This is a genomic window from Gemmobacter caeruleus, from assembly GCF_008271655.1.
GTDB lineage: Bacteria > Pseudomonadota > Alphaproteobacteria > Rhodobacterales > Rhodobacteraceae > Gemmobacter > Gemmobacter caeruleus.
Genome location: NZ_VKKX01000054.1, coordinates 85,076 through 105,431 on the forward strand (window position 1 = coordinate 85,076; position 20,356 = coordinate 105,431).

Annotated in this window: 19 protein-coding genes; 13 read left to right on the forward strand and 6 right to left on the reverse strand. The window is 66.8% G+C overall.

Features of this window, described 5'->3' with window-relative positions:
• Window positions 1-20: 20 nt before the first annotated feature.
• Genes hisG through hisS form a run of 3 tightly spaced genes read right to left on the reverse strand, consistent with a single transcriptional unit; the run spans window position 21 to window position 3,303 of the window.
• The gene (gene hisG, locus FOA17_RS19005) at window positions 21-728 is read right to left on the reverse strand and encodes an ATP phosphoribosyltransferase (RefSeq protein ID WP_149143091.1); all 708 of its coding nucleotides are present in this window, start codon (window positions 726-728) and stop codon (window positions 21-23) included.
• Complete coding sequence (locus tag FOA17_RS19010; RefSeq protein WP_149143092.1) at window positions 725-1,819, reverse strand: ATP phosphoribosyltransferase regulatory subunit; 1,095 nt, start codon at window positions 1,817-1,819, stop codon at window positions 725-727. Before FOA17_RS19010 ends, hisG begins: the two co-directional genes overlap by 4 nt.
• On the reverse strand, window positions 1,816-3,303 hold the full coding sequence (hisS, locus tag FOA17_RS19015; protein ID WP_149143093.1) for a histidine--tRNA ligase: 1,488 nt from the start codon (window positions 3,301-3,303) through the stop codon (window positions 1,816-1,818). Before hisS ends, FOA17_RS19010 begins: the two co-directional genes overlap by 4 nt.
• 71 nt (window positions 3,304-3,374) lie before the next feature.
• On the opposite strand from hisS, the gene FOA17_RS19020 reads away from it, so the two are divergent.
• The 10 genes from FOA17_RS19020 to FOA17_RS19065 all read left to right on the forward strand — a co-directional run bounded on the left by FOA17_RS19020 (window position 3,375) and on the right by FOA17_RS19065 (window position 15,497).
• Window positions 3,375-3,584, forward strand: a complete 210-nt coding sequence (locus FOA17_RS19020; protein ID WP_149143094.1) for a SlyX family protein — start codon at window positions 3,375-3,377, stop codon at window positions 3,582-3,584.
• Between the two features lie 227 nt (window positions 3,585-3,811).
• On the forward strand, window positions 3,812-5,455 hold the full coding sequence (locus FOA17_RS19025; protein WP_149143095.1) for an OpgD/OpgG family glucan biosynthesis protein: 1,644 nt from the start codon (window positions 3,812-3,814) through the stop codon (window positions 5,453-5,455).
• Window positions 5,455-5,646, forward strand: a complete 192-nt coding sequence (locus tag FOA17_RS19030; protein ID WP_149143096.1) for a hypothetical protein — start codon at window positions 5,455-5,457, stop codon at window positions 5,644-5,646. Before FOA17_RS19025 ends, FOA17_RS19030 begins: the two co-directional genes overlap by 1 nt.
• Before the next feature lie 3 nt (window positions 5,647-5,649).
• Window positions 5,650-7,458: a glucans biosynthesis glucosyltransferase MdoH gene (gene mdoH / locus FOA17_RS19035; RefSeq protein ID WP_149143097.1), complete on the forward strand. Its 1,809-nt coding sequence runs from the start codon at window positions 5,650-5,652 to the stop codon at window positions 7,456-7,458.
• A complete protein-coding gene (locus tag FOA17_RS19040; protein WP_149143098.1) occupies window positions 7,445-8,605 on the forward strand; it encodes an OpgC family protein in 1,161 nt (386 codons plus the stop codon). The genes mdoH and FOA17_RS19040 overlap by 14 nt, the downstream gene beginning before the upstream one ends.
• 110 nt (window positions 8,606-8,715) lie before the next feature.
• Complete coding sequence (locus tag FOA17_RS19045; RefSeq protein ID WP_238991894.1) at window positions 8,716-9,348, forward strand: TetR/AcrR family transcriptional regulator; 633 nt, start codon at window positions 8,716-8,718, stop codon at window positions 9,346-9,348.
• Between the two features lie 5 nt (window positions 9,349-9,353).
• Window positions 9,354-10,532: an efflux RND transporter periplasmic adaptor subunit gene (locus tag FOA17_RS19050; RefSeq protein ID WP_149143099.1), complete on the forward strand. Its 1,179-nt coding sequence runs from the start codon at window positions 9,354-9,356 to the stop codon at window positions 10,530-10,532.
• Window positions 10,533-10,542: 10 nt separating this feature from the next.
• On the forward strand, window positions 10,543-13,836 hold the full coding sequence (locus FOA17_RS19055; protein WP_149143100.1) for an efflux RND transporter permease subunit: 3,294 nt from the start codon (window positions 10,543-10,545) through the stop codon (window positions 13,834-13,836).
• Window positions 13,837-13,926: 90 nt separating this feature from the next.
• Window positions 13,927-14,493 carry a DUF4202 domain-containing protein gene (locus tag FOA17_RS19060; protein ID WP_149143101.1) on the forward strand — a complete coding sequence of 189 codons (567 nt, stop codon included), beginning with the start codon at window positions 13,927-13,929 and terminating at the stop codon, window positions 14,491-14,493.
• Window positions 14,494-14,540: 47 nt separating this feature from the next.
• Window positions 14,541-15,497: an HNH endonuclease gene (locus tag FOA17_RS19065; protein WP_238991895.1), complete on the forward strand. Its 957-nt coding sequence runs from the start codon at window positions 14,541-14,543 to the stop codon at window positions 15,495-15,497.
• Here FOA17_RS19065 and FOA17_RS19070 read toward each other — a convergent pair.
• The gene (locus tag FOA17_RS19070; RefSeq protein WP_338029125.1) at window positions 15,488-16,372 is read right to left on the reverse strand and encodes an enoyl-CoA hydratase; all 885 of its coding nucleotides are present in this window, start codon (window positions 16,370-16,372) and stop codon (window positions 15,488-15,490) included. The genes FOA17_RS19065 and FOA17_RS19070 overlap by 10 nt on opposite strands.
• On the opposite strand from FOA17_RS19070, the gene FOA17_RS19075 reads away from it, so the two are divergent.
• A complete protein-coding gene (locus FOA17_RS19075) occupies window positions 16,339-16,746 on the forward strand; it encodes a PaaI family thioesterase (RefSeq protein ID WP_149143103.1) in 408 nt (135 codons plus the stop codon). The two genes, FOA17_RS19070 and FOA17_RS19075, sit on opposite strands and share 34 nt — an antisense overlap.
• 8 nt (window positions 16,747-16,754) lie before the next feature.
• Here the strand turns inward: FOA17_RS19075 and FOA17_RS19080 are convergent, their stop codons facing one another.
• The gene (locus FOA17_RS19080; RefSeq protein ID WP_149143104.1) at window positions 16,755-17,096 is read right to left on the reverse strand and encodes a bactofilin family protein; all 342 of its coding nucleotides are present in this window, start codon (window positions 17,094-17,096) and stop codon (window positions 16,755-16,757) included.
• A 190-nt stretch (window positions 17,097-17,286) separates the two neighbouring features.
• Between FOA17_RS19080 and FOA17_RS19085 the strand changes: the two genes are divergently transcribed.
• Together FOA17_RS19085 and FOA17_RS19090 are read left to right on the forward strand one after the other, a co-directional pair.
• Window positions 17,287-18,249: an agmatinase gene (locus FOA17_RS19085; protein ID WP_149143105.1), complete on the forward strand. Its 963-nt coding sequence runs from the start codon at window positions 17,287-17,289 to the stop codon at window positions 18,247-18,249.
• Between the two features lie 59 nt (window positions 18,250-18,308).
• The gene (locus FOA17_RS19090; protein ID WP_238991896.1) at window positions 18,309-19,994 is read left to right on the forward strand and encodes an amidohydrolase; all 1,686 of its coding nucleotides are present in this window, start codon (window positions 18,309-18,311) and stop codon (window positions 19,992-19,994) included.
• Here the strand turns inward: FOA17_RS19090 and FOA17_RS19970 are convergent.
• Window positions 19,963-20,356, reverse strand: a 394-nt coding sequence (locus tag FOA17_RS19970) for a hypothetical protein (RefSeq protein ID WP_203232355.1), incomplete at its 5' end; no start/stop codon positions are given. The genes FOA17_RS19090 and FOA17_RS19970 overlap by 32 nt on opposite strands.

The window sequence follows — 20,356 nt, forward strand, 5'->3', positions numbered from 1 at the left end:
CCCGGCCGGATTTCCGTCGCTCAGATCGCCGGGCAATCCAGCCCCAGCCGGGCGCAAAGCGCCGCCAGCGTGGCGCGCGTGCCGGCATCCCAGACCGCGCGGCGGGCCAGGAAAAGTGTCGCCTGGCTTTGATGGATCACCGCATCTTGCAGGATCTTCAGGTGGTTGGCGCGCAGCGTCTCGCCGGTGGAGGTGATGTCGGCGATGGCCTCGGCGGTCAGGTTCTTGACCGTGCCCTCGGTCGCGCCCTGGCTATCGACCAGCTGGTAATCGGCGATGCCGTTTTCGGTCAGATAGTCGCGCACCAGCCGGTGATATTTGGTGGCGATCCGCAGCCGGAACCCGTGGCGCGCGCGAAAGGCGGCGGCGGCGGCGTCCAGATCATCCAGGCTGTCCACATCGACCCAGCAGGCCGGCACCGCGATGATCAGATCGGCATGGCCAAAGCCCAGCGGCGCCAGTTCGGCAACCTGCTGGTGCCAGTCGGCCAGCTTGTCGCGCACCAGATCCGACCCGGTCACGCCCATATGGATGCGCCCTGCCGCCAGTTCGCGCGGGATCTCGCCCGCCGACAGCAGCACGAGTTCGACCCCCGCGACGCCTTCGACCGCGCCGGAATATTCCCGCTCGGCCCCGGTGCGCGCCATGGTCACGCCGCGCGCACCGAACCAGTCAAAGGTCTTTTCCATCAGCCGCCCCTTGGACGGCACCCCGATCTTGAGGCTCATGCCCGGCCCCGCTTCAATGCGGCGACAAGGGCGGGGCGGATGATGCCGCCCACGGCGGGGATCGACCGGCCTTGCCCCAGAATCGCGGTCAGCGCGTCATAGCGCCCGCCCGAGGCGACCGGCGGCGCCTCCGGCCCCTGGAAGGAAAAGACGAAGCCGTCGTAATATTCCAGCGTGGTGCGGCCGTGGCTGGCCTCGAAGGGCAGGGTCGCGGTGTCGATCCCGCGCGCGCGCAGTGCCGCCAGACGCGCGTCGAAACGGTCCACCGCCGGGGCGATGGCGGGCATCAGCGGCTGGATGCCGCGTAGATGCAGCAGTGCCGCATCGGCCGGCGCCGCCAGCCCGATCAGGTCATAGATCAGCGCGGCCTCTGGTGCGGCAATGGCCGGGGCCTCGGCATCTTCCAGCAGGGCGGCGGCACGTTCGGCCACATCTTCGGCCGAACGCAGGCCGATCTGCGGCCCGGCCTCGGCCATCAGGGCGGCCATGTCCGACCCGCGCAGCCGCTCCAGCAGGGCGCGGCGGCTGTCGGGCAGCGGCGCGCGCCCGGCGAACCGATCCAGCAACGCGCGGAACCGCCGGGGGCGCCAGACATGCCGGCGCAGCGCGGCCTTGCGGCGGGGCGTGGTGGCCAGCCCCTCGATCGCGGCCAGCAGGATACCGATATCGCCGGTCAGCGCCTTGAGGCCCAGCCCGTCAAGCAGACGCGCGAACAGGGCAAAGACCTCGGCATCCGCCGCCACGGCGTCGCGGTCAAACACCTCATAGCCGACTTGCAGATATTCATGCGCGCGCGGCCCCAGATGATCCTGCTTGCGGAACACCTCGCCGCGATAGCAATAACGCGCAGGTTCGGCGCCGCCGGCCATATGCGCCTGCACCACGGGCACGGTGAAATCAGGGCGCAGCACCATTTCGCCTTGCAGCGGGTCTTGCGTCACATAGGCGCGGGCGCGGATATCCTCGCCATAGAGATCAAGCAGCGTGCCCGCCGGTTGCAGGATGTCGGCCTCCACCGGCGCGGCGCCGGTGGCGCAAAGCGCGGCGAACAGCGCCTCGGCCTCGGCGCGGGTTTCGGGCGTAACGGTCATTCGGCCAGCATCCGCCGCACCGCCGATACCAGATCGCCGCGCGCGACCTCCACCTGGGCGGGGCGGTCCTTCCATTCCTCGAGCGAGGCGCTTTGCGCGATCTTTGCGCCAAGGATCAGGTCTTTCAGCACCACGGTGCCCTTGGCCGCCTCATCGCCGCCCTGGATCACCGCCACCGGGCTTTCGCGTTTATCGGCATATTTCAACTGGTTGCCGAAATTCTTGGGGTTGCCCAGATAGGCCTCGGCCCGGATGCCCGCGCGGCGCAATTCGCCGACCATGGCCATGTAATCAGCCATGCGGTCGCGATCCATCACGGTCACGATGACCGGGCCGGGCGCGGCGGCGCCCACGCGGCCCTTGGCGCGCAGGGCGGCCAGCAGACGGTCCACCCCGATGGAAACCCCGGTCGCCGGCACGGCTTGCCCGGTAAAGCGCTTGACCAGATCGTCATAGCGCCCGCCGCCCGAGACCGAGCCGAACTGCCGCTTGCGGCCCTTTTCGTCGAGGATCTCGAAGGTCAGTTCGGCCTCGAAGACCGGGCCGGTGTAATAGCCGAGGCCCCGCACCACGCCGGGGTCGATCACGATGCGGTCGGGACCATAGCCCTGCGCGTCCAGCAGCTCGGCCATGGTTTCCAGCTCGCCCACGCCCTCAAGGCCGACGGCCGAGGCACCGACCAGATCGCGCAGGCGTGCGGCGGTGGCCGCGCCGGTGTCGCGCTTGGCGGCCATGAAGGCCATCACGACCTCGGCCTGTTCATCCGACAGGCCCGCGCCCTTGGTGAAATCGCCGCTTTCGTCCTTGCGGCCGGCGCCCAGCAGGGCGCGCACGCCGGCCTCGCCCAGGCGGTCGATCTTGTCGATGGCGCGCAGCACGATCCCGCGTTCGGACTCAAACCGGGTCGGGTCGGTCGGGTCCAGCACGCCCGCGACCTCCATCACGCCATTCAGAACCTTGCGGTTATTGACCCGCACGATGTAGTCGCCGCGCGGAATGCCCACCACCTCCAGCGCGTCCGACAGCATGGCGCAGATCTCGGCATCCGCCGCGACCGTCGGGCTGCCCACCGTATCGGCATCGCATTGATAGAACTGCCGGAACCGCCCCGGCCCCGGCTTTTCATTGCGCCAGACCGGCCCCATGGCATAGCGGCGATAGGGCGAGGGCAGGTCATTGCGGAACTGCGCCGCAACGCGGGCCAGCGGCGCCGTCAGGTCGTAACGCAGGGCGAGCCATTGGTCGTCCTCATCCTGCCAGCCAAAGACGCCCTCATTCGGGCGGTCCACATCGGGCAGGAACTTGCCAAGCGCCTCGACCGTCTCGACCGCGCTGGTTTCCAGCGGATCGAAACCATAGGCATGGTAAACCCCGGCGATCTGATCCAGCATCGCCTTGCGTTCGGTGACTTCGGCACCGAAATAATCGCGAAAGCCCTTGGGCGGTTCGGCCTTGGGGCGGCGGGCGGGTTTATCCTTGGACATCGGGGCGGCCTCGCTTGCAATCGGCCCTGCCTTAGCGGATGGGGCCTGGCAGAACAAGTGGAGGCAGGCGGATGGATGATCTTGTGGCACTGGAAGAACGGCTGGCGCATCTGACCCGCGCGGTCGAGGAGATGTCGGACGAGATGGCCCGCCAGGGTCGCGAGATCGACGTTCTGACCCGGCGGGTCGCGCTGTTGCTTCAGCGCGAGGCCGAGCGCGAGGCGATGGAGGGCGGGCTGGGGGCGATTCCCTTGGCCGATCAGAAACCGCCGCATTGGTAGGCAGTTCCGGCGGCCCTGCCTGCAGTCGCGGCAATAAAATTCCGGGCCGGAGGTCTGCCGCGCAAGGTTTCGCCGAGGGACCTTTGCTGCGCTGCAACAGGCGGGCAGATTCACGCTCAGGCCGTCACGGCACAGCGAGGTGATCTTGCAAAGCGCATCTGCTCACCGATATAGCACCGCGGAAAGGGGTGCGCCGTCGCGCGCCCCGTAAGTATCGGATATTCGCCATGTCCTACGGCCCTGCCGCCGTTTCCCGTCTCTCTCGCCGCGCGCTGATTCTTTCGGCAGTGTCGGCCTCTGCCGTGGTGTCGGCGGGCCTGCTGCCGCGCGGTGCGTTCGCGCAAGAGGCGACTGCGCCGGCCGGCGCGCAGGCGGCTTCCGCTGCGCCGCAGCAATTTTCCTTCGACATGCTGACCCTGTCGATGCAGGACAAGGCCAAGGGCGCCTATGTCGCCCCCGAAAAGATCAGCGGGTTCTTTGCCGGCCTGAAATATGACGATTACCGTCTGGTCAGCTACAACCCCGAGCGCGCGCGCTGGCGGGCCGACAAGGCCGCGACCGCCGAGGCGCCGGTCAGCCAGTTCCAGCTGCACGCCTTTCCGATGGGCTGGCTCTTTGCCGAGCCGGTGCAGATGTATGAGGTGAAGGACGGTCTTGCGACCGAGATGGCCTTCACCACCGACGATTTCCGGTTTCTGAACGAACTGGCCGCCAAGGTGCCGCCGGGCGAAAAGATGCCGGGCGTCGCGGGCTTTCGCCTGCATTACCCGCTGAACCGTCTGGATGTGATGGATGAGGTCGTGGCCTTCCTGGGCGCGTCCTATTTCCGCGCGCTCGGGCAGGGGTCGGGCTATGGCCTGTCGGCGCGTGGCCTTGCGATCAACACCGCGACCGATCAGGCCGAGGAATTCCCGCGCTTTTCGGCCTTCTGGGTGGAAAAGCCGGTGCCGGGCGCCCGCGATGTCGTGGTCTATGCGGCGCTGGAATCGCCCAGCGTCACCGGCGCCTATCGCTTTGTCATCCGCCCCGGCGAGGAAACCGTGATGGATGTCACCGCGCGGCTGTTCTTCCGCGCCGATGTGAAGCAACTGGGCATCGCGCCGCTGACCTCGATGTATCTGTTCTCGGAACGCAATCGTCACGCCTTTGACGATTACCGCCCGCAGGTGCATGACAGCGACGGGCTGCGCATCACCCGCACGGATGGGGATGTGCTGTGGCGCCCGCTGAACAACCCGCCGCGTCTGGCCGGGTCGCATTTCATGGAGCAAAGCCCGCGCGCCTTTGGCCTGCATCAGCGCGACCGCGAATTTGCGCACTATCAGGACTCCGAGGCCCATTACGAACGCCGCCCCTCGCTGGAGGTGGAGCCGGTGGGCGATTGGGGCAAGGGCGATGTGCGCCTGGTGGAGATCCCTTCGGATCTTGAGGTGAACGACAATATCGTCGCCTTCTGGGTGCCCGAAGGCGCGATCAAGGCCGGCGATACCCGCGAATTCAGCTATCGCCTGCGGTGGGGCAGCCTGCCGGTCGAGGATCGTGACGATCTGGCGCATGTGCTGGAAACCCGGTCGGGTGTCGGCGGTGTCTCGGGCGTCGAAAGCGCCGAGAATGTGCGCAAGTTCGTGGTCGATTTCACCGGCGGCCCACTGGATCCGCTGCCCGCCGATGCGGCGGTGGAGCCCGAAATCGTGGTGCATGGCGGCGAGATCGCCGCGCAGAGCTTTTCGCGCGTCTGGGGTTCGGATATCTGGCGGCTGGTGCTGGATGTGAAGGCCGAATCCGGCGCCACCGTGGAAATGGTCGCCCATGTCGCGGGCTTTGGCCGCAAGCTTTCTGAAACCTGGCTCTATCAGTGGATCAATGCGTGATGACGAAGATCGCTACCCTTTCCGCCGCCGAGATCGAGCAGCGGGTGCAGGAAATCGGCCAGCCGCTTGTGGCGCCGCTGGTCATGCCGAAACAGGTCCTGGAATCGGCTGAACCGCTGAGCCTGCGCCGCGCGGGCCGCGGCCTGCTGGCGCGTCTGCATCTGGCCCCGGCACGGCGTCAGGGGATGTAATCCATGCTTTCGCCCGTGGCGCGCGGGGGCACCGCGCGCGACAATGCCGCGCTTCCGCGCGCGGTGGCCATTGTCCTCAGCCTTGTGGCCGGGGCGGGCGCCTTCATGCTGTTTCTGCAATTCGGCTGGTCGGACGGGCTGGATTTCATCGACATCGCGCGGGCGGTGCTGATCCTGATTTCAACCTGGTGGCTGGCCTGGGGCGCGGTGCAGGGGCTGATGGGGCTGACGACCGAGGCGCGGCCGCCGGCGGTGACGCTGGCCGGGCCGCTGACCGAACGCTGTGTGGTGCTGGTGCCGGTCTATAACGAAGACCCGATCACCACCTTTTCCCGCGTCGCCGCGATGGATGAAAGCCTTCAGGCCACCGGCCATGGCGATCTGTTCCATTTCGCCATCCTGTCGGACAGCCGCAACGAGACCATCGCCGCGCGCGAACGCCTGTGGTTCCTGCGGCTGCTGGAGGATCGCAAGGCCGAGGGGCGCATCTTCTATCGTCGCCGCAGCGACAACCGGGGCAAGAAGGCCGGCAATGTCGAGGATTTCATCATGAAATCCGGCGGGGCCTATGATCTTGCGCTGATCCTGGATGCAGACAGCCTGATGGAGGGCGCGACCATCGTCGAGATGGCCCGCCGTATGCAGGCCGAGCCCGATATCGGCCTGTTGCAGACCCTGCCGGTGGTGACCCGGGCGCAGACACGCTTTGGCCGCGCGATGCAGTTTTCGGCCGCCTTCCATTCGCCGATCTTTGCGCGTGGGCTGGCGATGATGCAGGGGCGCACCGGGCCGTTCTGGGGCCATAACGCCATGGTGCGGGTGCGCGCCTTTGCCGAAAGCTGCGGCCTGCCCGAACTGCGCGGCAAGCCACCGTTCGGCGGCCATATCATGAGCCACGACTATGTCGAGGCCGCGCTGCTGGCGCGGGCGGGCTGGCGGGTGCGGCTGGACGACGATCTGGGCGGCAGTTTCGAGGAAGGGCCGGAAAACCTGGTCGATCATGCCAAGCGCGACCGCCGCTGGTGCCAGGGCAACCTTCAGCACGCGCGGCTTCTGGCCGCGCCGGGCCTGCGCGGCTGGAGCCGCTTCGTGTTCTTTCAGGGCATCATGGCCTATATCTCGCCGCTGTTCTGGATCGGCTTCATGCTGGCTTCGGTGGCGGCGCCGTTCTTTGCCCCGCCGCCCGATTACTTTCCCGAACCCTACTGGCCCTTTCCGATCTTCCCGCAGGCCGAAACCTCCAAGGCGATCGGGCTGGCGATCGGGGTGTTCGGCCTGCTGATCCTGCCGAAATTCGCCGTCGCCCTGAATGCGGCAATGAGCGGGCGCGCGCGGAGTTTCGGCGGGGCGTTCCGCGCCTTTGCCTCGATGTTGGCGGAGCTGCTGTTCTCGTCGATCTCGGCGCCGGTGCTGCTGGCCTACCAGACGCGCAGCGTGTTTCAGGTGCTGCTGGGCCGCGATGGCGGCTGGCCCACTAACAATCGCGGCGATGCGCGGCTGAGCCTAGGCGAGGCCTGGGCGGCAAGCCATTGGGTCGTGACGACGGGCCTGCTGAGCCTTGCGGCCACCTGGTATCTGGCGCCGGGGCTGGTGGTCTGGATGCTGCCGGTGCTGGTGCCGATGCTGCTGGCGCCGGTCATCATCAGCTGGTCGTCGCGGCCGATGACGGGCGGGCTGTTCCTGACGCCGACCGATCTGGACGAACCCGCCGTGATGCGCCGTCAACATGCGCTGCTCGCGGGGTGGGAGGGCGAAATGATTGCGATGAAGGATGTCTCCTTCGTGACGGAGGCGTCCCATGTCGGCAACTGAACCGGCCCGCAAGCAGCGGGATCTGCGGCTTGACGTATTTCGCGGGCTGGCCTTGGTGATGATCTTCATCAACCACACGCCCGGCACGATCTACGAGAATTTCACCACCCGGAACTTCGGCTTTTCCGACGCGGCCGAGGGGTTCGTGCTGATGTCTGGAATCGCGGCGGGGCTGGCCTATGGCAAGTTCTTTGCGACGCCCGCCCGCCCCTGGACCGGGGTCGCAAAGATCTGGCGCCGGGTCTGGACGCTGTATCAGGTGCATATCGTCACCACGATCATCGCCCTGGGCATCGCGGCGGCGACGGCCTATTTCCTGGGCGAATTCACCGCGATGCAAAAGAACGCGATCCGGTTTCAATGGCAGATGCCGCTGCAATTCCTGATCGGGATTCCGCTGCTGACCCATCAGATCGGCTATGCCAACATCCTGCCGCTCTATGCCGTGCTGCTGTTTGTCGCGCCGCTGACGCTGGCGGCGGGGCATCGCTGGCCGCGCCTGACGCTGGGCCTTTCCATCGGGCTGTGGCTGGCGGCGGCGATGATCTATTTCAACATGCCGAACTTTCCCATGAAGGGCGGCTGGTTCTTCAATCCGTTCAGCTGGAACCTGATCTTTACCATCGGGCTGCTGACCGGGCTGGCCTATCGGCAGGGGCGGCGTTTCGTGCCGGTGCGCTGGTGGCTGCTGGTGCCGGCAATCGGCTGGCTGCTATTCGCGCTGGCCTGCCAACTGTTCAAGCCGGTCTCGGATGCCTTTGGCCATTCGCTCTATCTGCTGGGCGAGGCGATGCCGGTGCATTGGATATTCACCGCCTTCGACAAGACCTTTCTGGGCCTTCCCCGGCTGAGCCATGCCCTTGCCCTGGCCTATGTGCTGAGCGCCTTTCCCGCGATCCGCCGGGCCTGCGGGCATCGGCTGGCGCGGCCCTTTGCCCTGCTGGGGCGCAACGGGCTGGCGGTGTTCGGGCTGGGGGTGGTGTTGTGCTATTCGGCCAACGGCATCAAGCTGGCCGCCGCGCCGAGCCTGTGGCTCGATACGCTGCTGATCGGCGGCGGCATCGTGCTGATGTTCCTGCTGGCCTGGTCGAAAGAGGCCTGGGGTCGCGCCGAAACCCGCGAAAGCCGGCCTGAACCTTTGGTATAACGCGGGCTGCGACGGCGAATATCACCTTCGGTTTACATCTTTTCCCTTGACCGGATGATAAACTTCACGCATGCGGTGAATGAACGTTCACTCCCTCGGAGCCGCGCGCCATGCAGGTGCAACTTGTCCCGTCGCCGCAGATGCCCGTCGCTGCCGACCCGAAAGAGCAGCGCGAGGCCGAGATTCTGCACAGTATCCGGACGACCTTTGCCGAAAAAGGGTTCGATGGCGCCTCCATGCAGGATCTGGCGCGCGCGGCGGGGATGAGCGTCGGCAATTTCTACCGCTATTTCCCGTCAAAGGCCGCCATGGTCGAGGCGATCATCCGCCGCGATCTGGCCGAGGTGGAGGCGAAATTCTCGCTCGTGCTGAATGCGCCCGATCCGGCGCTGGCGCTGCGGGCGGGCCTGCACGAACGCATCGCCGAGGAATGCGGTGGGTGCGTGGATGGCCCGCTCTGGGCCGAGATCAATGCCGCCGCCGCCCGCAAGCCTGAAATCGCGGACGTCGTGCGCGGGATGGAGCGCGAGATCTGCCGCTATCTGACGCAGGCTTTTGCCCGGATCACCGGGCTGCCGCAGGCCGAGGCGATGCAGCGCTTTGGCGCCCATGGCACGGTCGCGGTCATGCTGGTCAAGGCGGTCGCGATGCAGGGCGGTTGCAGCAAGGATCTGCAAGCATTGGTTCAAAGAATTATCGACGTCATTCTGGATGAAGTGGCGGCGGCAAGGTCGGAAGGGTGATGGAAATGCGGTTGATCAATTTGGCTCTTGTGGCGGCGTTGTCGGTCGGTGCGGCTCCCGCGGCACTGGCGCAGGAAGCGACGCCTGAACAGGCCGCGCCGCAAACGCCCGCGCTGCCGGCCATTTCGGTTTCGGTCGTGGCAAGGCGCGATCTGAGGGATCGGGTGATTGCCGGCGGTCTGGTGGGCGCGGTGGAAGAGGTGCTGGTGCAGCCCCTCGTCGAGGGCCAGCCGATCGAGACGCTGGAGGCCGAGGTCGGCGATTTCGTCGAGGCCGGGCAGGTTCTGGCCACGCTTTCGACCTCGACCCTGGAATTGCAGCGCAGCCAGTTGAAGGCCGCGCTGGCGGCGGCGCGGGCTTCGGTCGCGCAGGCCGAGGCGGGCGTGCTGGAGGCCAAGGCCTCGTCCGATGAGGCCGCGCGGGTGGCCGAGCGCACCAAGGCGCTGAACAAGTCGGGCAATGCAAGCCAGGCCGCGCTGGATCAGGCGGTCGCGACGGCGACGGCGGGGGCCGCACGGGCCACGGCCGCGCGGCAGACGCTGGAATCGGCGCAGGCACAGGTCGAAAGCGCCGAGGCGCAGCTGGCCAATATCGAGCTGAACCTGACCCGCACCAAGGTGGTGGCGCCGGTCTCGGGCGAGGTTCTGTCGCGCAATGCGCAGGTCGGCGGGGTGGCCAGTGCCGCCGGTGCGCCGATGTTCATTCTGATGAAGGACGGCGCGCTGGAGGTGAAGGCCGAGGTGGCCGAGGCCGATCTGGTCAAGCTGCAACCCGAAATGCCGGTCGCGATCCGCACCGCCGCCAACCCCGAACCGCTGCGCGGCAATGTGCGGCTGGTGGAGCCGGGGGTCAATTCGGCCTCGCGTCTGGGCATCGCCCGCATTGCCATCGAAAACGCCCGCACCGTGCGGTCGGGCATGTATGCCGATGCCGAGATCCTGGTGGCCGAACGCAATGTGCTGGCCGTGCCGGTTTCGGCTGTCGGTTCGACGGCGACGGGCGCCATCGTGCGCAAGGTGACGGAGGGCAAGGTGACCGAAGTCGCCGTGCAGACCGGCATCCGCGAAGGTGAATGGGTGGAGATCATCGACGGTCTGGCCGAGGGCGATCAGGTCGTGACCAAGGCCGGGGCCTTTGTGCGGGACGGGGATCTGGTGAACCCCGTTCTGGACGCGACGCAATAAGGGGGCGGCAATGAACTTTTCTGCATGGTCGATCCGCAATCCGGTCGGGCCGCTTCTGGTCTTTTTCATCCTGATGGTGCTGGGCTGGCAAAGCTTCAACGCCCTGCCGATCACCCGATTCCCCAATATCGACGTGCCGCTGGTGGCCGTGTCGGTCAGCCAGGGCGGCGCCGCCCCGGCCGAACTTGAAACCCAGGTGACCAAAGAGGTCGAGGATGCCGTGGCCGGCATCTCGGGCGTCAAGAACATCACCAGCAAGATCGTCGATGGCAACAGCCAGACCCTTGTGGAATTCCGCATGGAAGTGCCGACCGACAAGGCTGTGCAGGATGTGAAGGACGCCATCGACAAGATCCGCGGCAGCCTGCCCGCCGATGTGGACGAACCGATTGTCAGCCGCATCGACGTGGAGGGCCAGGCGATCATGACCTATGCCGTTTCGGCACCGGACATGACGATGGAGGAACTGTCCTGGTTCGTGGATGACACGATCAAGCGCGCGCTTCAGGGCCGCCCCGGTGTCGGCCGGGTGGACCGCTATGGCGGCGCCGACCGCGAGGTGCGGATCGAGCTGGACCCGGTGAAGCTGGGCTCCTGGGGTATCACCGCGCAGCAGGTTTCGGCGCAGTTGCGGGCGACCAACGCCAATATCGGCTCGGGCCGCGCCGAGCTGGGGGTCAACGAACAGTCGATCCGCACGCTGGGCAATGCGCAGACCGTGGAAACCCTGTCGAATACCATGATCTCGGTCGGGGGAGGGCGCCATGTGCGGCTGACCGATCTGGGCACGATCAATGACACCTATGAGGAAATGCGCAGCTTCGTGCGGTTCAACGGCGATCAGGTGGTGACCTTTGCCGTGTTCCGCGCCAAGGGCGCCTCGGAGGTGTCGGTGGCGGAAACCGTGAATGCCACGCTGGACGAATTGCGCGCCGCCCATCCGGGGGTCGGCATCTCGCTGGTGGATGATACGGTGTTCTACACCTATGGCAATTACGAAAGCGCGATTCATACGCTGCTGGAAGGCGCGCTGCTGGCGGTGCTGGTGGTGCTGGCCTTCCTGCGCAACTGGCGCGCCACGCTGATCACCGCGGTGGCGCTGCCGCTTTCGGCGGTGCCCACCTTTTATGTGATGGATCTTCTGGGCTTCTCGCTCAACCTCGTGTCCTTCCTCGCCATCACGCTGGCGACCGGGATCCTGGTCGATGACGCGATCGTGGAGATCGAGAACATCGCGCGCCATATCCGCATGGGCAAGACACCCTATCGCGCCGCGATTGATGCGGCGGACGAGATCGGGCTGGCGGTGATCGCGACCACCTTCACCATCATTGCGGTCTTTGTGCCGGTCAGCTTCATGCCCGGCATCCCGGGGCAGTATTTCCGGCAATTCGGCATGACCGTGGCGATTGCCGTGGCGTTTTCGCTGATGGTGGCGCGTCTGATCACGCCCTTGATGGCCGCCTATCTGATGCGCACCAAGGATGCCGAGGGGCATGGTGACGATCACGAAGATGGCTGGTTCATGGCGCATTACATGGCCCTGGTGCGGCGGACGACGGCGGGGCATCTGTGGTGGATTCCTGCGCGTTACATGACGCTGGCGGGCGCGATCCTTGCGCTGGTGGTGTCCGTCTTCTTCATGCTTCAGGTGCCCGGCAGCTTCATGCCGCCCGAGGATGTGAGCCGCATCTCGATCAGCGTCGAACTGCCACCCGGCACCACGCTGGACGAGACCGAGCGCGCCACCGATGACATGTATGCCCGCATCAAGGATGTGGAGGGGGTGGAACGGATCCTGATCGTGGGCGGCACCTCGCCCACCGGCGATCTGGACCTGCGCCGCGCCTCCATCGCGGTGATCCTGGAAAAGCTGGATCATTCGCTGCTGCACCGGATGGCCGGCATCGCGCAGCGCATTCCGCTTTTGGGGGCAGTGATCCCCGACCTACCCTCCGACGGGCGGGAGCGCCCGCAAAACGTGATCGAGGCCGAGATCTTTGACATCCTGCATGCGGTGCCGGATGCGCGGATCACCAAGCTGAACGACCGGGGCGAACGGGATGTTTCCTATTCCATCCTGTCCTCGAACGCGGACGATCTGAACCTCGCCGTCGCCCGGCTGGAGGCCGCGCTGGCATCCGAGCCGCTTTTGGCCAATGTCGCGTCGTCGGGCGCGCTGCCGCGGCCCGAACTGCATATCGAGCCGAAACTGCAAGAGGCCGCGCGGCTGGGCGTGACCACGGCGACCATCGCCGATGTGGTGCGGGTGGCGACGATCGGCGATTATGACGCGGCGCTGGCCAAGCTGACCATCGACAACCGCCAGATCCCGGTGCGCGTGCGGCTGAACGATGCGACCCGCAGCGACATCGCCCGGATCGCCGCGCTCAAGGTGCCGACGGTGACCGGCGGCACGGTGCCGTTGAATGCGGTGGCGGATATCTCGATCTCGCAGGGGCCGTCGATGGTGGAGCGGCTGAACCGTGAACGCAAGGCGACCATCGGGGCGAACCTGCCGGTGGGGGTCGCGCTCGGCTCTGCCGATGCCCGGTTCAAGGAAATCATGGATTCGGTCGAACTGCCGGCGACGGTTCGCATCGCCTCGGCCGGTGATGCGGAAATTCAGGCCGAAATGAACCAGAGCTTTGGCAATGCCATGATCATGGGGCTGATGCTGGTGCTGTCGGTGCTGATCCTGCTGTTCCGGTCGGTCATCCAGCCCTTCACCATCCTGTTCTCGCTGCCTTTGGCGATTGGCGGGGTGGCGGCGGCGCTGATCCTGACGCAATCGGCGCTGTCGATGCCGGTGATGATCGGCATCCTGATGCTGATGGGGATCGTGACCAAGAACGCCATCCTGCTGGTGGATTTCGCCATCGAGATGCGCGCGCGCGGCATGGACCGGTTCCAGGCGGTGATCGAGGCCGGACACAAGCGGGCGCAGCCCATCGTCATGACCTCCATCGCGATGTCGGCGGGGATGCTGCCCTCGGCGCTTGGTGTGGGCGAGGGCGGGGCCTTCCGCGCGCCCATGGCGACGGCGGTGATCGGCGGGATCATCGTATCCACCGTGCTGTCGCTGGTGGTGGTACCGGCCTTCTTCCTGATCATGGATGACCTGTCCGGCCTGATCTCGCGCTTTGCCAGCCGCCTGATCGGCCCCAAGGAGCGGGAGGTTGAGGTGCTGACGCCCGAAGCCGTGACCGAAGGGCTGAGCGATCTTGAGGCGCGGGTCAGCCAGCTGGAACGCCGCCCGCCGGCGGGCGAGGGCAAGCCGCCCAAGCTGATCGTGGCGGAGTGACCGCGACAGAAAATGGCGCCGCCCCCTGATCGGGGCGGCGCTTTTCTTTTGCGGCGGGCTTTGGCAGGGTAGCGCAAAACGGAGGCGAACATGGGCGATCTGGCAGCGGCCTTTCAGGCCATCGACGCGGCGAATGCCGCCGACCCCACGCAAGAGGCCGGCCGCCCGGCCGCGCTGCTCTATGGCGAGCGTATGTCGGCGGAGATGGACCGCCTGTTCCCCGGGGCCGATGATGTGCTGCGCATCGCCGCGCGCGGTCAGCATGTCGAACGCTGGCTCTTGCCGCGCCGCGACTACCCGGAGGGCAAGGCCGGCTATTTCGCGTGGCGCCGCGAACAGGGGCGGCGCCATGCCGAACGGGTGGCGGGCATCATGGCGGATGCGGGCTATGACGCCGCCGCGCAGGAACGGGTGGGTATCCTGCTGCGCAAGGAAGGCATCAAACGCGACGCCGATGTGCAGGCGCTGGAGGATGTGATCTGTTTCGTCTTCGTGCGCCACTATTTCGCGGGCTTCGCGGCGGCGCAGCCCGATCATGACATGGTCGATATCGTGGCCAAGACCGCGCGCAAGATGTCTGCCGCGGCGCGGGCGCGTCTGCTGGCCGAATTCGCCCTGCCCGAACCCTTGGCAGAGGCGGTGCGCGCGGCGGAATAGGGGGGCGGTCGGGTGAGGGCGCAGCCACCAGACATGCGGGGCCGGGCGTGAAGCTGGTTCTCCTCCACAAGGCCAATTCGATCTATGAGGACGAGCCTGATGTCGTCTACGATTTTCCGCGCGCCTATCTCAAGGCGATGCAAGAGGCGGTCGGCGATTGGGTTGTCTATTACGAGCCGGTCAAGGCCGGGCCGCGCGGCTATTTCGCGGTCGCCCGGATTGACCGCGTGATCCCCAAGCCCGGGATGGCGGGCCGGTTTCTGGCGCTGATCACCCCCGGCAGCTTTCTGGCCTTTGATCGCCATGTGCCGCGCCTGATGAACGGGCGCCCGCTGGAGGCGGCCTTGACCGGCGCGGCGGGGCAGGTCTTGCAAGGCGGGCGCGTGCAGCTTGCCGTGCGGCGCCTTCCCGAGCCGGATTTCGCCCGGATCGTCAATCTGGGCCTGCCCGAAAACCTGGAGGAGCTGGAGGCCCGGCGCTATGACCCCCATCCCCCGGCGCAATTTGACGAGGGCGCCGCGATATTCGAACGCCCGGTGGTGGAACGGCTGAGTCGTCGCCCCTATCGCGAGATCGCCTTTGCCCGCAAGGTGCGCGCGGCCTATGGCTATCGCTGTGCCATGTCGGGCCTGATGTTGCGCAATGGTGGCGGAAGGCCCGAGGTGCAGGCCGCGCATATCCGCCCTGTCGCGCGGCAGGGCAGCGATTCGCCCCGAAACGGGCTGGCGCTGTCGGGCACGCTGCACTGGATGTTCGACCGGGGCCTGATCTCGGTCGCCGATGATGGCGAGACGATCCTGGTGTCGCGCAACAAGGTGCCGGGCGAGGTTGTCAGCCGGCTGCTGGCGCCGGATGGCAAGCTGCTGCCACCGCTCGATCCCCGCGACGCGCCGCATCCTGAAAACCTGCGCTGGCATCGCGAGAATGTCTTTGGGCAGGTGCTGGCCGATGCGCCGGCAGACTGGCTGCCGCCGCAAGCCCCCGGGGGGATTGATCAGCCCTGATCCTGCCAATCGGGATGGCGCTTTTCGAGAAAGGCCTGAATGCCCTCGGCCGTGTCGCGCCAGAGCATGTTTTCCTGCATGACGGCGGCGGTATGGGCATAGGCCTCGGCCAGACCCATGTCGATCTGGTCGTAAAAGGCACGCTTGCCGATCTTGACCGCGGCGCCCAGCTTGCCGGCCACGGTCTGCGCCAGCGCCAGCGTGGCGTCTGACAGATCGGCATGCGGCACGACGCGGTTCACCAGCCCCAGATCGCGCGCGCGGTTGGCGTCGATGAATTCGCCGGTGGTCAGCATCTCGAACGCCTGCTTGCGCGGGATATTGCGGCTGAGCGCGACCATGGGGGTCGAACAGAACAGCCCGATATTCACCCCGTTGACGCCAAAGCGCGTGCCTTCGGCCGCGACGGCCATGTCGCAGGTGGCAACCAGCTGGCATCCGGCGGCGGTGGCGATGCCCTGCACCTCGGCGATGACGGGCTGCGGCAGGGCGGGGATCATCTGCATCACCGCGCCGCAGCGCTGGAACAGGTTCAGGAAATAGGCTGCCCCCTTGTCGGGCGCCACGCGGGCGGCCTGCATCTCTTTCAGGTCATGGCCGGCGCAAAACGCCTTGCCGGCGCCGCGCAGGATGACGACCCGCGTCGCGCCATCGCTGGCCAGCGCGGTGAAACGCTCGCGCAGCGCGGCCAGCATCGCATCCGACAGGGCGTTCAGGCTTTGCGGCATGTTCAGCGTCAGCCGCAGGACCGGGCCGTGACGTTCGGTCAGAATCAGGTCATTCATCTTGTCTTTCCTCCGCTTTGCGCGAAGGCTATCGGCGGGAGCAGAGGGAGAAAAGCGTGAACGAGACGGAATTGCAGGGCTTTCTGGCAGAGGCCTTTCCCCAGGTCGCCGAGGATTTCGTGGTCGAACAGGCCGGCGCCGAAACCGTGGTGCGGCTGGTGGTGGCCGAACGACATCTGCGGCCGGGCGGCACCGTATCGGGGCCCAGCATGTTCGCGCTGGCCGATGTGGGGGTCTATCTGGCGATCCTGCACCGTATCGGCCCGGTGGCGCTGGCGGTCACCACCAATTGCAGCATCGACTTCATGCGCAAACCCGCCGCCGGGCGTGATCTGATCGCGCGGGTGCGGCTGTTGAAGCTGGGCCGCGTGCTGGCCGTGGCCGATGCGCTGATCTTTTCCGATGGCGAGCCGGCGCCGGTGGCGCGGGCCAGCCTGACCTATTCGATCCCGCCCAGGGGCTAGGGCCGCGCTCAGGCGCTGCGGGTCAGGCGGCCCTCGATCTGGGCGCCGCTTTCGATCACCACAGATTTGTAATTGATATCCGCCTGCACCTGCGCCGCCGAGCGCAGCGTCAGCGTGTTGCAGGAGATCTTGCCCTCCATCCGGCCGCGCAATTCGACCGTATCGGCAGAGATCATGCCCTTGATCTGCCCTTCGGCCGCAAGGACCACATTGCGGGCGGCGACCTTGCCGTTGATGCTGCCGGCGATCTCGACCGTGCCTTCGGAGCCGATATCGCCAGTGATCGCCACATCGGCGGCGATGAGCGACCGGCCGGCGGCGGCGCGGGGCGATTCGGGGGCGGTGGTCATGCGCAGGCTCCTGTTCAGGGGTGGCCGCGATAGAAGGCGCTTGGCGGTGCAGCGTCAAGGGGGCCGGGCCGCGAAGCGCGTGGATCGGCGGGAAATGTCGTTTTCGGGCGTGACAAGCGGGGGCGCGGGCTGGTTCAGTGGCAATGTGATCAAATCAGGGGCCTGTCGGGGCCGAACGGGGGGCATCGTCATGCAGGATGGATACTTTACGCCGGTTTCGGGCTTTGACCTGCCGCGCTTTGCCGGCGTGCCGACCTTCATGCGGCTGCCGCATGTCGGGCTGGATCATCCGCGCATCGCCGAGGTGCAGGTCGGGCTGATCGGGGCGCCCTGGGATGGCGGCACCACCAACCGCCCCGGCCCGCGCCACGGGCCGCGCCAGCTGCGCGATCATTCAACGATGATCCGCGCGCAGAACGGGGTGACCGGGGTGCGCCCCTTTGAACTGGTGCGCTGCGCCGATCTGGGGGATGTCGGGCCGAACCCGGCGGATCTGATGGACAGCCTCGCGCGGATGGAGCGATTCTATGCCGAGGTTCGCGCGCGGGGCATCGTGCCGCTGACGGCGGGGGGCGATCATCTTTGCACCCTGCCGATCCTGCGGGCGTTGGCGAGGGAGCGGCCGCTGGGCATGATCCATTTCGACAGCCATACCGACCTGTTCCACAGCTATTTCGGCGGCACGATGTATACCCATGGCACGCCGTTCCGCCGCGCGGTCGAGGAAGGGCTGCTCGATCCGCTGCGCGTCACGATGATCGGCATCCGGGGCACCGCCTATGACAGCGAAGACCGGGATTTCGCGCGCAGCGTCGGCATCCGGGTGATTCCGATCGAGGAATTCCATGCCCGCGGCGTCGAGGATGTGATGGCCGAGGCCCGCGACCGCGCCGGCAGTGGCGAGACTTATGTGAGCTACGACATCGACTTTGTCGATCCGGCCTATGCGCCGGGGACCGGCACGCCCGAGGTGGGCGGGCCGACCTCGTGGCAGGCCTTGCAGGTGGCGATGGGGTTGCGCGGGGTCAAGGTCGTGGGCGCGGATCTGGTCGAGGTCTCGCCCCCCTTCGATCCGTCGGGGGGAACGGCATTTCTGGGCGTGTCGATCCTGTTCGAGATGCTCTGTGTCATTGCCGAGGGGCTGGCGGGGTAGGGGGGCGCTGCCCCCGCCGCGCGCGATGCGCGCGACTCCCCCGGGATATTTCGGAACAGATGAAGGATGACGGGATGCAGGCCGATCTGATTGTGACCAATGCGCGGGTGCTGACCATGGATGCCGGGCAACCGCGCGCCGAGGCGGTGGCGATCCGGGCCGGACGGGTGCAGGCCATCGGCACTGCCGCCGGCATTGCCGCGCTGGCCGGGCCGGCAACCCGGGTGATCGACGCGGGCGGGCGCAGCGTGCTGCCGGGTTTCGTCGAAAGCCACCTGCATCTGGTGTTGGGCGGCGCCGAGCTTGCGCAGTTGCAACTGGGCGGGCTGCATGGGATGGCCGCGCTGGCCAATGCCTTTCGCGCCTATGCCGCGCGCCATCCTGACGCGCCGATCCTGCTGGCTCAGGGGGCCGAATATGGCATTCTGGATCATCCGGTGACCCGGGCCGATCTGGATCACGTCATCGCCGATCGTCCGATTGCCATGATGGCGCCCGATCATCACACGGTCTGGGCCAATACCGCCGCGCTGCGGGCCGCGGGCCTGTTGCAGGGCGCCGAGATGCCGCATGGCCATGTGGTTGTCATGGGCGCCGACGGTCTTGCGACGGGCGAGCTGCGCGAGTTCGAGGCCTTTGGGCCGGTGCTGGCGCTTGGCGGTGAGGCTCATCTTCAACTGGGCATCGCCACCGGCGGCGAGCCGGAGCCCTGGCCCGATGCCGCGCAGCGCGCCGCCGACAAGCGCAAGATCGCGGCGGGCCTGGCCCATTGTGCCGCGCAGGGCATCACCGCGATGGTGAACATGGATGGCAACCGCTATACCTGCGCGCTGCTGGCCGAGATGGAGGCCGAGGGCACGCTGACCGCGCGCGTCAAGGTGCCTTTCCACATGAAGCCGCATATGGGGCTGGAGGCGCTTGACCGTGCCGAGGCGCTGCGGGCCGAATTCGACACGCCCTTCCTGCGGTCGGGCTTCGTCAAGATGTTCATGGACGGGGTGATCGACAGCCGCACCGCCGCCATGCTGCATGAGTATCCCGGCGCCCCGGGCGAACGCGGCGAGGCGCTGTTTGGCGCCGCGCAATTCGAGGCGATCTGCGTCGAGGCGGACCGGCGCGGCCTTCAGATCGCCGTCCATGCCATTGGCGATGCCGCGGTGCGCCGCACGCTGGACGGCTATGAGGCGGCGTTGCGCGCCCATGGCCGCGCCGATGCCCGCCACCGGATCGAACATATCGAACTGATCGACCGGGCGGATGTGCCCCGGCTGGGCGCGCTTGGCGTCACGGCCAGCGTGCAGCCCCCGCACCCGCCCGGCGTGATGGACTTCCCGCTGGAACCCACGATGAGCACGGGCTTTGCCCCCGCGCGCCGCCGCGATGCCTATCTGTGGAAGACGCTGCGCGACCATGGCGCGCCGGTCGCCTTCGCAAGCGACTGGCCGGTCACCGATGTCTCGGTGATGCGCGGGCTTCAGGCCGCGCTGACCCGCATCCCCTTTGATGGCGCCACGGATGAACGGCTGGACCGCATGGCATCGTTGCATGCCTATACGGCAGGCGGGGCCTGGGCCGCGCATCTCGATGACCTCTGCGGCTGCCTGCGCCCGGGGCTGGGGGGCGATCTGGTGGTGATCGACGGCGATATCGAGTCGATTCCCGCAGACCGACTCGGCCAGACGGGAATCGCCCTGACCGTGATGGCCGGGCGCATCACCCATGACGGGGGCATCCTCGCGCTTTAACCGCAGGGGGCGGCAAAGATTCGCACCAATGAAACAAGGGGTTGCACAGAAGTGTGACAGTTTTTTCGCGGTTCTTCGCTTTTTTGCTCTTGCGGCTTCCGGCGCCCCCGCCTAAATACCGCCTCACCGAAGCGACGGAGACGAAGCGACGGTGCAGAAATCGGAAATGACCGGTCGGAAAGGCTGAGAAATCAGCGCCCAGTCTGTTGTTTCCACGCTCTTTGACATTGATGGGAATGAAGGGATATGCGGGCGGTTTGGTCGTTTTCGACGGCGGACGTTTGCATATCGGCTCACTAGCTTCGGCGATGATGTGAGTGTCAGCTTCACGTTTGTGGGTCTTGTTCCTGAGGGGACTTGGC